The organism is Rhizobacter sp. P5_C2 (assembly GCF_054049715.1).
The window spans coordinates 88764-102026 of the sequence record NZ_JBFULV010000009.1 but is presented as its reverse complement, the minus strand read 5'-3'; the positions used below and the strand labels follow the sequence as shown (position 1 = coordinate 102026).

Below are 13263 nucleotides of genomic sequence, written 5' to 3'. Positions count from 1 at the left end.
GCCGAGCACGGTGGCCTGCGGCGCCGGCTGCAGCATGCCGACCGCCGCCAGCGCGGCATCGGCCGCCTCGTGGCGGGCCGCGCCGACCGCGCAGCCGAGCCAGTTCAGAAAGGTGCGGTGCGCCTCGTGGTCGACCGCATCGCTCCAGCCGCGCGACGGGTGTTCGGCGACGAAGCGGGCGAGGATCTGCGTGATGGGCGGGGCGTTGTGGTCGGCGGCGACCTGGGTGTTGCGGGCCATGGCGGTCTCTTCAGTTGTCGAGTTGGATGTTGCGCGCCTTGGCCAGCTTGGCCCAGCGCGCGATGTCGTTGCGCATGTAGTCGCCGAACTGCGCCGGCGTCATCGGCGTCGGCTCGACCGCCTCGACGGCCAGCTTCTCGCGCAGGTCCGGCGCCTTCAGCACCGTCGCCAGCGTCTCGTTGAGCTGGCGCACGATAGTCTCCGGCATGCCGGCCGGTCCGACCACGCCGTACCACTGCATCGCGTCGAAGCCCTTGAAGCCGGATTCCTCGAGCGTCGGCACGTCCTTGGCCTGCGGATGCCGCTTGGTGCCGGTGACCGCCAGCGCGCGCACGCTGCCGCTGCGCAGGTGCGGCATCGCGGCGGCCAGGCCGGGGAACATCGCCTGCGTCTGCCCGCCGATCAGGTCGGTGAAGGCCGGTGCGATGCCGCGGTACGGCACGTGCACCATGAACGAATCCACCTGCTGCTTGAAGAGCTCCATCGTCAGGTGCGTCAGCGAGCCCGGGCCAGCCGAGCCGTAGGCGACCTTGCCGGGGTTCTTCTTCAGGTAGTCGATGAACTCCTTCAGCGTCTTCACCGGCAGCTGGGCGTTGACCACCAGCACGTTGGGCGTGGCGCCGATCATGCCGATCGGCGTGAAGTCCTTGACCGCGTCGTACGGCAGCTTGCGCGTGGCCGGGCTGGTGCCGTGCGTGCCGACATAGCCCTGCATCAGCGTGTAGCCGTCGGGTGCCGCGTGCGCGGTGGTTTGTCCGGCGATCACGCCGCCGCCGCCGCCCTGGTTGTCGACCACGATGGTCTGGCCGAGCAGCACGCCCCAGCGTTCGGTGACGGTGCGGCCGATCATGTCGCTGCCGCCGCCGGCGGCCACCGGCACGATGTAGCGCAGCGGCTTGTTCGGGAACCTGGACTGGGCCTGCGCGAAGGCGGGCAGCGCCGAAAGGGCTGCGGCGTGCAGCAGCGAACGTCGTTTCATCGTGTGTCTCCGGTCTGTTGTGTGGGGATCAGGCGCGCATGCGCGTCGGTGACGTGGGCACGGGCCAGTTGCTCGCAGGCGGCGGCATCGCCCTGGCGCAGCGCCTTCGCGATCTGCAGGTGCTCGGCGATCGAGATGCGCCGGCCGGCGTCGCCCGACAGGTTGGTCAGGCGCGCCACATGCAGGCGCTGGATCACGCCGCGGTAGGCATCCAGCAACTGCCGGTTGCCGACCGCCTCGACGATGGCCCAGTGGAACTTCAGGTTCTCGGCGTAATAGGCCTGCGCGTCGCCGCTGTCGACCGAGGCGTTCATCACGCCGATAGCAGCCTCCAGACGGCGCGCGAGCGGCTGGCGCCGCGCGGCGGGCAGCGCCGCGACGCGCGACGCGGCATAGCCGTCCTGCATCTCGCGCAGCTCGTACAGCTCGCGCACGTCGATCGCCTCGAGCTGGCGCACGAACACACCGGCGTTCTTGCGCGAGACCACCAGGCCGGAGCTCTCCAGCTCGCGCAGCGCCTCGCGCACCGGCACCCGCGAGACCTTCAGGCGGGCCGCGATGTCGGGCTCGTTGATGCGCTGGCCGGGCAGCAGCGCGCCATGCAGGATCAGCTCGAGCACGTCGTCGCGCACCAGCTTGGCGAGGGAGGTGTCGCGCACATCGTTGAGGCGATCGGCGGTGGCGGAAGCGGTCCAGGGCAGCATTCGTATATCGTATACGAAATGGTCGGCGAGCCAGCGGGGGTTTGTCAGCATCCCCCGTTCGGCGGAACCCCGCCCTGGGGCCGCGACACGCTGCGCCTTTATGATGTCCGGTTTCGTGCCTGCGATCCGATGCCTGCGCCTCGACCTCCCGTTCCCCCTGATCCGGTGACCACCCCCCCGGCCGACGCCTCGATCGAGCTGCAGCTGATCCGCGTCCGCGGCGCCCGCACGCACAACCTGAAGAACATCGACCTCGACATCCCGCGCAACAAGCTGGTGGTGATCACCGGGCTGAGCGGCTCGGGCAAGTCGAGCCTGGCGTTCGACACGCTGTATGCCGAGGGCCACCGCCGCTACGTCGAGAGCCTGAGCGCCTATGCGCGCCAGTTCCTGCAGCTGATGGACAAGCCCGACGTCGACGTGATCGAGGGCCTGAGCCCGGCCATCAGCATCGAGCAGAAGGCCACCAGCCACAACCCACGCTCCACCGTCGGCACCGTCACCGAGATCCACGACTACCTGCGCCTGCTGTACGCCCGCGCCGGCACGCCGTTCTGCCCCGACCACCACGTGCCGCTGCAGGCGCAGAGCGTCAGCCAGATGGTCGACGCCGCGCTCGCGCTGCCCGAGGACACCCGGCTGATGGTGCTGGCGCCGGTGGTGCGCGACCGCAAGGGCGAGTTCACCGACCTGTTCGCCGAGATGCAGGCGCAGGGTTACATCCGCTTCCGCATCGACGGCCAGACGCACGAGGCCACCGAGCTGCCGAAGCTGAAGAAGGCCGAGAAGCACGACATCGACGTCGTGATCGACCGCGTGAAGGTGCAGCCCGACGCCGCCGCCAGCGGGCTGCGCCAGCGCCTGGCCGAGAGCTTCGAGGCGGCGCTGCGCATCGCGCAGGGCCGCGCGGTCGCGCTCGAGATGGACCATGGCCGCGAGCACCTGTTCTCGAGCAAGTTCGCCTGCCCGATCTGCAGCTACTCGCTGAGCGAGCTCGAGCCGCGGCTGTTCTCGTTCAACTCGCCGGTCGGCGCCTGCCCGAGCTGCGACGGGCTGGGGCTGGTCACCGCGTTCGACCCGGAACGCGTCGTCGCCTTCCCGTCGCTGAGCCTGGCCAGCGGCGCGGTGAAGGGCTGGGACCGCCGCAACGGCTACACCTTCTCGCTGCTCGAGAGCGTCGCGAAGCACTACAAGTTCGACATCGACGCGCCGTTCGAGGACCTGCCGAAGGAGGGCCAGCGGGTGCTGCTGTACGGCTCCGGCGACGAGGACATCGCCTTCGTCTACGAGAGCGAGGGCAGCGGTACCGGCAAGAGCCGCTCGCGCAGCGTCAAGCGCATGCACCCGTTCGAAGGGATCATCCCGACCTTCGAGCGGCGCTACAAGGAAACCGACTCGGCCGCGGTGCGCGAGGACCTGGCGCGCTACCAGGCCGCCCGCCCCTGCCCCGACTGCGAAGGCACGCGGCTGCGGCGCGAGGCGCGCAACGTGTTCCTGCAGGGCGAGGGCAGCGACGAGAAGGGCGAACCGATCTTCCGCGTCGAGCACTTCACGCTGCGCGAGTGCCTGCACTACTTCGGCAGCCTGAAGCTGCGCGGCGCCAAGGCCGAGATCGCCGACAAGGTGGTGCGCGAGATCCGCTCGCGGCTCAAGTTCCTGAACGACGTCGGCCTGAACTACCTGAGCCTGGACCGCAGCGCCGACACGCTGTCGGGCGGCGAGGCGCAGCGCATCCGGCTGGCCAGCCAGATCGGGTCCGGCCTGACCGGCGTGATGTACGTGCTCGACGAACCGAGCATCGGCCTGCACCAGCGCGACAACGACCGCCTGATCGGCACGCTGCGCCACCTGCGCGACATCGGCAACAGCGTGCTGGTGGTCGAGCACGACGAAGACGCGATCCGCGCGGCCGACCACGTGATCGACATGGGCCCGGGCGCCGGCGTGCACGGCGGGCATGTGATCGCGCAGGGCACGCCCGACGCGGTGGCGGCCAGCGCCGAATCGCTGACCGGCCGCTACCTGTCGCGCGTGCTGCGCATCGCGGTGCCGACGCAGCGCCACCGGGTACAGGACACCGCCGAGCCGCAGTCGCTGCGCATCGTCAACGCGCGCGGCAACAACCTGAAGGGCGTCACGGTCGAGATCCCGGTCGGGCTGCTGACCTGCGTGACCGGCGTGTCCGGCTCGGGCAAGAGCACGCTGGTCAACGACACGCTGTATGCCGCGGTCGCGCGCAAGCTCTACGGCAGCCATGCCGAGCCGGAGGCGCACGACAGCATCGAGGGCCTGGACGTCTTCGACAAGGTCATCAACGTCGACCAGAGCCCGATCGGGCGCACGCCGCGCAGCAACCCGGCCACCTACACCGGACTGTTCACGCCGATCCGCGAGCTGTTCGCCGAGATGAACACCGCCAAGGAGCGCGGCTACGGCGCCGGACGCTTCAGCTTCAACGTGGCCGGCGGGCGCTGCGAGTCCTGCCAGGGCGACGGCGTGCTGAAGGTCGAGATGCACTTCCTGCCCGACGTCTACGTGCCCTGTGACGTGTGCCACGGCAAGCGCTACAACCGCGAGACGCTGGAGGTGCTCTACAAGGGCCGCAACATCACCGAGGTGCTGGAGATGACGGTGGAGGACGCGCATGCGTACTTCAACGCGGTGCCCAACATCGCGCGCAAGCTGCAGACGCTGCTCGACGTCGGCCTCGGCTACGTGCGGCTCGGCCAGAGCGCGACCACGCTGTCGGGCGGCGAGGCGCAGCGGGTCAAGCTGGCGCTGGAGCTGTCCAAGCGCGACACCGGCCGCACGCTGTACATCCTCGACGAGCCGACCACCGGGCTGCACTTCGCCGACATCGACCTGCTGCTGCGCGTGCTGCACCAGTTGCGCGACGCCGGCAACACCATCGTCGTGATCGAGCACAACCTGGACGTCATCAAGACGGCCGACTGGCTGATCGACATGGGCCCCGAGGGCGGCGCCGGCGGCGGCATGGTGGTGGCCAGCGGCACACCGGAAGACATAGCAGCAAACCCGGCGAGCTTCACCGGGCAGTACCTGAAACCCCTGCTGGCCGAGTGACGGGAACACCCGCAGCAACGGCGTCACCGGACGTGGCTAGACTGCAGCCCTTCGAGAGGAGCCTGCCGTGAGCCAGACGATTGATTACTACCTGTCCCCGCACTCGCCCTACACCTACCTGGGCCACCAGCGCTTCTGCGAGATCGCGGCAGCCGCGGGTGCCAAGGTCAACGTGCTGCCGGTCGACCTGGGCGGCAAGGTGTTCCCGGTGTCGGGCGGCCTGCCCTTGTCGAAGCGCGCGCCGCAACGCCAGGCCTACCGGCTGGTCGAACTGAAGCGCTTCAGCGCGTGGCTGAACCAGCCGATCAACCTGCAGCCGAAGTACTTTCCGGTCAACAGCGACGATGCGTCGCAGCTGATCATCGCGGTCGACATGAAGGACGGCACCGAGGCGGCGCTGCGCATCACGACGGCGGTGCTGCGGGCGGTGTGGGTGGAAGAACGCAACATCGCCGACCTGGCGGTGCTGCAAGCCATCGTGACCGAGCAGGGGCTGCCGGCGCAGCGCATGGACGACGCGCACTCGCAGGCGGTGCACGAGCGCTATGAGCAGGATTCGGAGGCCGCGATTGCCGCCGGCGTGTTCGGCGCGCCGAGCTACGTGATCGACGGCGAGATCTTCTGGGGGCAGGACCGGCTCGATTTCGTGCAGCGTCGGCTGCAGCAAGGCTGAGCCAGCCCTTGCCTAGCCGTTGCGGACCGCGCTGTCCGCGTCCGGCGCGTCGGTGACCCAGTTGCCCTGGATCAACTCCTCGACGTTCGGCTGCAGCAGCAGCGCGATCAGCGCCACCAGGAGGCCGACCGCCGTGACGACGGTGATGGTTGCAGCAATGAAGAAACTCATGGTGGCCTCCGGTCGGCACGCCGCCGGCCTCGCGGCCGGCCTGCGCACCCGTCATCACATGTTGAACTTGGCCTTGGCGCTGGTCACACAGGCCGTCTTCGCGTCACCGGCCAGCGAATCGCACTTCTCGGCTTCGGCCTTGTACGCCGCCGTCTTCTTGTCGTCGGTGGCTTCGGCATTCGCCTTCTTGGTGTCGCGCTCGGCCTTCGCATCGGCCTTGGCCTTGGTCTCGACGGCCTTGGCTTCCTTCACGCAGACGTCCTTCTCGTTGCCGGCCTTGTCGTCGCAACGCTCCTTCGCGACCTTGTAGTCGGCCTCGGCGATGTCTTCCTTCGCCTTGTAGGTCGCCTTTGCGGTGCCCTTGTAGTCAGCTTCGGCCATCGCCTCGGTCTTCACGCGAGCCGCCTTCGCTTCGGCGACGCAGATGTCCTTGGCGTTGCCCGACAAGGATTCGCACTGCTTGTGCGCCGCTTCATACGTCGATTTGGCCGAGGCCTTGGCCTGGTCGTAGGCGGTCTTGTCGGCGGCGAAGGCGCCGGTGCTGAACATCAGTGCAGCGACGGCAGCGGTGATGCACGACAGCGATTGTTGCTTGGTCATTTGGATATCTCCTCGAACGAAATGGCCTGAAGCCGGTGCGGCAAGCTTAGGCAGCGCCCCTCGGCCGGTCTGCCGGACAACTCAATTTGCGGGTGTGGGAGATGCCCTACAGCCGCGCGCATGGCCGCGTGACAAGCTGCCGCCGATGGCGGCGCCGCGGGTTCAAGCGGCTTGAGTGCCGCACGGCGCTGCTCGACAATGCCCGCCATGCACCCCCCATCGCCCGACCTGGAGCGCACGCGCCTGCTCGATTTCGCGCGTGCCTCGGGCGACTGGATGTGGGAGACCGATGCGCAGCTGCGCTACACCTGGGTCTCGGGCGCGTTCGAGGCGATCACCGGGGTGCCGCCGCAGTCGATGATCGGCCGGCAGATCGCCGATTCGCCACTGCTCGACGAGCTGGCGCACCCGCTGCCCGGCGGGCGCAGCTTCCACCAGCTGCTGCACGAGCACCGGCCGATCACCCGCGTGCTGACCGACAAGCACACCCACCGAGGCGTGCTGCAGATCTCGCGCAGCGCGGTGCCGGTGTTCGACGCACAGGGGCAGTTCGCCGGCTACCGCGGCACCGCGCGCGATGTCTCGGCGCACATCGCCGCCGAGCGCCAGGCGCATGCGCAGGCCGAGCTGCTGCGCAAGCTGTCGTCGCAGGTGCCGGGCGTGATCTTCCAGTTCCAGCTGCACCCCGACGGCACCGTCAGCTACCCGTATGCGAGCGACGCCTCGCGCGAGCTGTTCGGCGTCGAGCCGCCGCGCGACGGCAACGGCGGCGACCCGACCGTGCCGTTCCGGCTGCTGCATCCCGACGACCAGCGCGGCTACCTCGACAGCATCGAGGCGTCGGCGCGCGCGCTGTCGCCGTGGCAGCGCAGCTACCGCATCGTGCGCGATGACGGCAGCGTGCGCTGGATGGAAACCCGCGCGATGCCCGAGCGGCTGGCCGACGGCTCGACGCTGTGGCACGGCTTCACCGCCGACACCACCGCGCAGAAGCAGGCCGAGATCGCGCTGCGCGGCAGCGAGGAGCGCTGGAGCATGGCCGCCGAGGCCGCGGGCATCGGCGTGGCGCAGTTCGCGCTCGCAAGCGGCGAGGTCGCCTTCGACCGCCGCGCGTGCGCGAACCACGGCCAGCCGTGGCCGCTCGCGCACCACACGCTGGCCGATTTCATCGCGGCGGTGCACCCCGACGACCGGGCCGCCACCGAGGCCGCGATCCAGCGCGCGCTGGCCACCGACGGCCGGCTGGAGACCCGCTACCGGCTGCTGCGCTCCGACGGCGTGCCGGCGATGCTGGAACTCTTCGCGCGCTGCACGCACGACACCGCCGGCCGGGTCGACGGCCTGGTCGGCACCTGCCGCGACATCACGCAGCAGGCGGCGCTGGAGCAGTTGCGCCGCGACAAGCAGGCCGCCGAGCAGGCGAACCGCGCGAAGAGCGAGTTCCTGTCGCGCGTCAGCCATGAGCTGCGCACGCCGCTGAACGGCATCCTCGGCTTCGCGCAGCTGATGTCGCTGGACCGCCTGCACCCGCTCGCGCCCGACCAGCGCCGCCGCATCGACAGCGTGATGCACGCCGGCCGCCACCTGCTCGAGCTGATCAACGACGTGCTGAACCTGGCGCGCATCGAGCAGGAAGACTTCTCGCTGAAGCCGGCGCCGGTCGACCTCGCCGCCGCGGTCGAGAGCTGCCTCGCGATGATCCAGCCGCTGGCCGACAACGCCGGCATCCGGCTGCTCGCGCCGCAGCAGCCCACCGGCTGCTGGGCGACGGCCGATGCGCGCGCGGTCGAGCAGGTGCTGCTGAACCTGCTGTCGAACGCGATCAAGTACAACCGCCCCGGCGGCACCGTGCAGCTGGCGCTGCAGTGCGACGGCGAGCGCGTGACGGTGGCGGTGAGCGACGAAGGCGACGGGCTGACCACCGCGCAGCAGCTGCAGCTGTTCCAGCCGTTCAACCGGCTCGGGGCCGAGCAGCGCCGCATCGAAGGCAGCGGCCTGGGGCTCGTGATCGCGCGCACGCTGGCGGCGGCGATGCAGGGCGAGCTGCTGTTGCGCAGCACGCCGGGCGAGGGCTCGACCTTCACGCTGCTGCTGCCGGCCGGCCAGGCGGCGCAGGCCTCCGCTGCCGCCGCGCTACCCACCACGCCGCCGGCAACGCCCGCTGCCGCGCTGAAGCACGTGCTCTACATCGAGGACGAGCCGCTGAACGTGATGCTGATGCAGGAGGTCTTCAAGGGCCGCCCGCAGTGGCGGCTGAGCGTCGCGAGCGATGGCGCCGGCGGCCTCGCGGCGGCGCGCGAGCAGGCGCCGGACCTGCTGCTGATCGACATGAACCTGCCGGACACCAGCGGCCTGGCGCTGATCCGCCGGCTGCGCGACGACGCGCGCACCGCCGGGCTGCGCTGCATCGCGCTGTCGGCCGACGCGATGCAGCCGCAGATCGACGCCGCGCTCGCGGCCGGCTTCGACGACTACTGGACCAAGCCGATCAACGTGGCGCGCGTGCTGGACGCCGTCGCGAAGGCGATGGAACCACCCGACGGGCCATGAAAAAAGCCGGCGCAAGCGCCGGCTTTTTGAAGTGAACTGAACCTGATTTACTTCAGGTGCAAGTTGATCAGCTTGGTCATCTCGAACATCGAGACCTGGGCCTTCTTGAAGATTTCCTTCAGCTTGGCGTCGGCGTTGATCATCGTGCGCTTGGCCTTGTCCTGCAGGTCGTTCTTCTTGATGTACTCCCACACCTTCTTGGTCACTTCCGTGCGCGGCAGCGGGTTGGCGCCAATCACGGCGGCCAGCGTCGGGCTCGGGGTCATGGCCTTCATGAAGGCAGCGTTCGGGGTGCGCTTCTTGGCCGGAGCGGCCTTCTTCGCAGCGGCCTTCTTGGCCGGCGCTGCCTTCTTGGCGGGAGCGGCCTTCTTGGCCGGCGCGGCTTTCTTCGCCGCTACTTTCTTCGCGGGTGCAGCCTTCTTGGCCGGTGCCGCTTTCTTTGCAGGAGCCGCTTTCCGAGCGGGCGGTTTCGCAGTTGCCATGTTGAATTTCTCCATCAATAACGTTGTTGATGTGCCCGGGTTGGGTGAGAGCCGCATGAGCTCTCGGTTCTCCAGGTCCACGTGCGGAGCGAATACTACTGCGAGAGTGCTGCATTGAGAAGCAGTTTTCATAGGTGAAACACGCATTCATGCGCCTTCGCGCGATGTTTTGTCGCCTGTGAGCCTCACCTGCGCGCTCTCGAGGTGTCGCAGCGGGCTGTTACCCGTGCGCATCGAGCGCTTCCGAGAATGCGTTTCGACGGTGCCGCATGGTGCGCTGCCGTCCTTGTGAAGGAGACGAACGATGGGCAAGAAGATCCTGATGCTGGTCGGCGACTACGCCGAGGACTACGAGACCATGGTGCCGTTCCAGGCGCTGCAGATGGTCGGCCACACGGTGCATGCGGCCTGTCCGGACAAGAAGGCCGGCGATTTCGTGATGACCGCGGTGCACGATTTCGAAGGCCAGCAGACCTACTCCGAGAAGCCCGGCCACCGCTTCACGCTGAACGCGACCTTCGCGTCGGTGAAGGGCGAGGACTACGACGCGCTGCTGATCCCCGGCGGCCGCGCGCCGGAATACCTGCGCATGAACCAGCAGGTGATCGCGCTGGTGCAGCACTTCTCGCGCGCCGACAAGCCGATCGCCGCGGTGTGCCACGGCGCGCAGCTGCTCGCGGCGGCCGGCGTGATCCGCGGCAAGCGCGTGTCCGCCTATCCGGCCTGCGCGGCCGAGGTGGAACTGGCCGGCGCGAGCTACGCGGCGATCGAGGTCGACCAGGCGGTGACGGACGGCAAGCTCGTCACCGCACCGGCCTGGCCGGCGCATGCGGCCTGGCTGGCGCAGTTCCTCACGGTGCTCGGCACGCGCATCCAGCACTGAAGAAACCCCTCGTTGCAGCGGGCCGGGGATCGGCCGAAGATGGCGCCCCGCTCCGCCGCATCGAGGAACACGACCATGTGCGAAGTCTTCATCCGCGCCGATCCGTCGTCCTATGAATCGCGCACGCGCTCGGTCCGCCTGCATGGCGTCGTGACCAGCATCCGGCTCGAGAACCTGCACTGGGAGGTGCTGACCGAGATCGGCGCGCGCGACGGCATGAGCGTCACGCACCTGCTGGAGCGGCTCTACGACGAGCTCGTCGCGGCGCGTGGCGAGGTCGGCAACTTCGCGTCGTTCCTGCGCGTCAGCGCGCTGCGCTACATGGCGCTGCAGGCGCACCAGCGGATTCCGGTCGACAACAGCGTGCCGATCCGCTCGCTCGATGCGCGGGAAGTCCTGGATCGGCTGCCGCCGAGTTGGGCCACACCGTCTCGCAGCTCCGGTGACAAGCCGGGACCCGGATTGCATCCGGGCTACGAACTGCACGCTCAATAAACGTCGCGGCGGTAGCGGCCGGCGTCGGCCAGCGCGGCGAGCTGGTCGGCGCCGAGCACCTGGGCCAGCGCCTCGTCGACGCCGGCGGCCATGCCCTCGAGGCTGCCGCACACATAGATGGCTGCGCCATCGGCCACCCATTCGCGCAATCGATCGGCTTCTTCCAGCAGGCGGTGCTGCACGTGGCGGCGCGCCGGCTGGTCGCGCGAGAACACGCGGTCGACCTGCGCGAGCACGCCGTCGGCCTGCCAGCGGTCGGTGTCGGCGGCGTAATGCGCGTCATGCGCGGCCTGGCGCTCGCCGAACAGCAGCCAGCAGGCCATGGGTGCCTGCTGCCCTGCGCGGGCCATCAGGTGGCCTCGCAGGCCCGCCAGGCCGGTTCCGTTGCCGATCAGCACCAGCGGACGCGCCGCGTTGTCGCCGATCCGGAAGCTGCCGTGCGCGCGCAGCCGCAGCGGCACGCGCTCGCCCACGGGCAGGTGTGTCGTCAGCCAGCCCGACGCGACACCCAGGCCGCCATCCGGATGCCGCTCCTGCCGCACCATCAGGTGCAGCCGGCCGGCCGACGGCACCGACGCGATCGTGTACTCGCGCGGGCGCTGCGGGTCGCCCGGCGCCTGCACCTGCACCAGGTCGCCGGCCTGCCAGTCGGGCAGCGGCGTGCCGTCGGCCGGCTCGAGTTCGAGGTGACACACCGGCGCGGCGCTGCTGCCGTCGTTCAGCACGCGCCGCTCGACCAGGCGCCAGGCGTCGAAACCGGGCGCCTGCCAGTCGGGCACGTCGATCGTGCCGGCGAGGTGGGCGACCTGCTGCTGCCACTGCTTCAGCGCCGCCGCATCCTCGTTGTCGAGCTCGATGCGTTCGAACAGCGGCGTCGCGCCCTGCGCCTGCAGCCAGGCGTCGAGCCGGCGGCCGAAGCCGCAGAACTGCGCGTAGCTGCGGTCGCCGAGCGCCAGCACCGCGTGGTGCAGGCGTGGCAGCGGCTGGCCACCCTCGGCCATGTGGCGCGCGAACGCGGAGGCCGCATCGGGCGCGTCGCCCTCGCCGTAGGTGCTGACGATGAACAGCGCGCGCTCGGTGCGCGCCAGTTCGTCGGGCCGCAGTTCGCCGAGCGGCAGCAACCGCACCGGCACGCCGGCGGTGTGCAGCAGGCGCGCGGTCTGCCACGCGAGCTGCTCGGCGAAGCCGGTCTGGCTCGCGAAGGCGACGAGCACCGGCGAGGCCTGCGCATCGGCGTGGTCGAGGGCAGCGGCATCGCGCGAGGCAGCCGCACGGCGACGCCGTTCGCGCCAGACGACGAAGGCGCAGAACGCGAGGTAGGCCATCGCGACGGCGCCGGCCGCCAGGGCGCGGGAAAGCGGCGTCATTCGAGCGCCGAGAACGCCGGCGTGACGTGCTCGTCGAGCCCACCGTCGGCGCGCCGCGTGACGAACAAGGCCGCGATGCCGCGATGCGCGGCCCACGGCAGGCCGGCCTGCGGCCCCATCACCGTCAGCGCGGTCGACAGCGCATCGGCCCGCATGCAGGACGCATCGAGCACCGTCACGACCGCCACGCCGTGCGCGATCGGCCGACCTGTGCGCGGGTCGATCGTGTGCGGGTAGCGGCGCTCGTCGCGGGCGAAGAAGCGCCGGTGGTCGCCCGAGGTCGCGACGCTCAGGCCGTGCAGCGCGATGCGCGTCGGCACCGGATCCGCATCGACCTGCCACGCACCGTCGTGCCAGCGCGGCACCGGCTCCAGCGCCACCCACCACGGCTGCCCGTCGGGCTTCACGCCCTCGCCGCGCAGTTCGCCGCCGACCTCGACCAGCACATCGTCGAGTCCGAACGAGCGCGCGAGCCGCTGCACGACGCGGTCGACCGCGTAGCCTTTGGCGATCGCCGACAGGTCCAGCCGCAGGCCGCCCGGTTGCCGCACGCCCTGCGGGCCGGTCTCCAGCCGCTGCCAACCGCTGACGGCGCGCGCGGCCTGCACCGCCGCGTCGTCGGGCGGCGCGAAGCCGGGCTCGTCATGGCGCATGCGCGGCCCGAAGCCCCAGGCATCGACCAGCGCGCCAGCGCACGGGTCGTAGGCGCCGTCGCTGTCGCGCGCCACCTGCAGCCCGCAGGCCAGCACCTCGGCAAAGGCCTCGGGCAGCGCCTGCCAGCGGCCCGCGGGCGCGTGATTGAAGCGGCTGATGTCCGAGCCGGGCTCCCACGGGCTCATCTGCGCGACGACGAGGTCCAGCTCCTGCTGGATCGCCTGCGCCAGCGGCGCGAGCACCAGCGCGCGCGGACCCGCCACGCGCACCGACCAGCTCGTGCCCATCGTGACGCCTTGCAGCGCATGCACCTGCGCGCCGAGCGCCGGCGCACGGGTCGCGATGCGCTGCGGGACCAGCACCCGCGCCGTCTGCATCGCC

13 protein-coding genes are annotated in these 13263 nt (G+C 70.2%); 5 read left to right on the top strand and 8 right to left on the bottom strand.

From position 1 onward, the window contains the following. The 3 genes from ACXJLU_RS05195 to ACXJLU_RS05185 form a co-directional block, all read right to left on the bottom strand. On the bottom strand, positions 1 to 240 hold a 240-nt coding region (locus ACXJLU_RS05195), incomplete at its 3' end, for an MmgE/PrpD family protein (protein WP_457329394.1). A gap of 10 nt (positions 241 to 250) precedes the next feature. After that, positions 251 to 1219, bottom strand: coding sequence for a Bug family tripartite tricarboxylate transporter substrate binding protein (locus tag ACXJLU_RS05190; RefSeq protein ID WP_073465170.1), 969 nt, complete (start codon positions 1217 to 1219; stop codon positions 251 to 253). Then, positions 1216 to 1923, bottom strand: a complete 708-nt coding sequence (locus ACXJLU_RS05185) for a GntR family transcriptional regulator (protein ID WP_457329393.1) — start codon at positions 1921 to 1923, stop codon at positions 1216 to 1218. Before ACXJLU_RS05185 ends, ACXJLU_RS05190 begins: the two co-directional genes overlap by 4 nt. Positions 1924 to 2052: 129 nt before the next feature. Between ACXJLU_RS05185 and uvrA the strand changes: the two genes are divergently transcribed. Together uvrA and ACXJLU_RS05175 are read left to right on the top strand one after the other, a co-directional pair. Further along, the gene (gene uvrA, locus ACXJLU_RS05180; protein WP_457329392.1) at positions 2053 to 5007 is read left to right on the top strand and encodes an excinuclease ABC subunit UvrA; all 2955 of its coding nucleotides are present in this window, start codon (positions 2053 to 2055) and stop codon (positions 5005 to 5007) included. A 67-nt stretch (positions 5008 to 5074) separates the two neighbouring features. Next, positions 5075 to 5680, top strand: coding sequence for a 2-hydroxychromene-2-carboxylate isomerase (locus ACXJLU_RS05175; RefSeq protein WP_457329391.1), 606 nt, complete (start codon positions 5075 to 5077; stop codon positions 5678 to 5680). Positions 5681 to 5692: 12 nt separating this feature from the next. Here ACXJLU_RS05175 and ACXJLU_RS05170 read toward each other — a convergent pair whose 3' ends face one another. Both ACXJLU_RS05170 and ACXJLU_RS05165 read right to left on the bottom strand, forming a co-directional pair. Next, positions 5693 to 5851, bottom strand: coding sequence for a hypothetical protein (locus ACXJLU_RS05170; protein ID WP_457329390.1), 159 nt, complete (start codon positions 5849 to 5851; stop codon positions 5693 to 5695). Positions 5852 to 5905: 54 nt separating this feature from the next. Then, complete coding sequence (locus tag ACXJLU_RS05165) at positions 5906 to 6451, bottom strand: hypothetical protein (RefSeq protein ID WP_457329389.1); 546 nt, start codon at positions 6449 to 6451, stop codon at positions 5906 to 5908. Positions 6452 to 6658: 207 nt separating this feature from the next. Between ACXJLU_RS05165 and ACXJLU_RS05160 the strand changes: the two genes are divergently transcribed. Continuing rightward, a complete protein-coding gene (locus ACXJLU_RS05160) occupies positions 6659 to 9001 on the top strand; it encodes a hybrid sensor histidine kinase/response regulator (RefSeq protein ID WP_457329388.1) in 2343 nt (780 codons plus the stop codon). Between the two features lie 47 nt (positions 9002 to 9048). Here ACXJLU_RS05160 and ACXJLU_RS05155 read toward each other — a convergent pair whose 3' ends face one another. Next, positions 9049 to 9483 (bottom strand): SWIB/MDM2 domain-containing protein, encoded by a 435-nt coding sequence (locus ACXJLU_RS05155; RefSeq protein WP_457329398.1) that lies wholly within the window; start codon positions 9481 to 9483, stop codon positions 9049 to 9051. A gap of 304 nt (positions 9484 to 9787) precedes the next feature. On the opposite strand from ACXJLU_RS05155, the gene ACXJLU_RS05150 reads away from it, so the two are divergent. Next, on the top strand, positions 9788 to 10366 hold the full coding sequence (locus ACXJLU_RS05150) for a DJ-1/PfpI family protein (protein ID WP_073465176.1): 579 nt from the start codon (positions 9788 to 9790) through the stop codon (positions 10364 to 10366). Positions 10367 to 10441: 75 nt separating this feature from the next. Next, on the top strand, positions 10442 to 10861 hold the full coding sequence (locus ACXJLU_RS05145; RefSeq protein WP_457329387.1) for a ribbon-helix-helix domain-containing protein: 420 nt from the start codon (positions 10442 to 10444) through the stop codon (positions 10859 to 10861). Here ACXJLU_RS05145 and ACXJLU_RS05140 read toward each other — a convergent pair. Continuing rightward, positions 10855 to 12228 carry a sulfite reductase subunit alpha gene (locus ACXJLU_RS05140; RefSeq protein ID WP_457329386.1) on the bottom strand — a complete coding sequence of 458 codons (1374 nt, stop codon included), beginning with the start codon at positions 12226 to 12228 and terminating at the stop codon, positions 10855 to 10857. The genes ACXJLU_RS05145 and ACXJLU_RS05140 overlap by 7 nt on opposite strands. Further along, positions 12225 to 13259 (bottom strand): FAD:protein FMN transferase, encoded by a 1035-nt coding sequence (locus ACXJLU_RS05135; protein ID WP_457329385.1) that lies wholly within the window; start codon positions 13257 to 13259, stop codon positions 12225 to 12227. Before ACXJLU_RS05135 ends, ACXJLU_RS05140 begins: the two co-directional genes overlap by 4 nt. Positions 13260 to 13263: the final 4 nt, after the last annotated feature.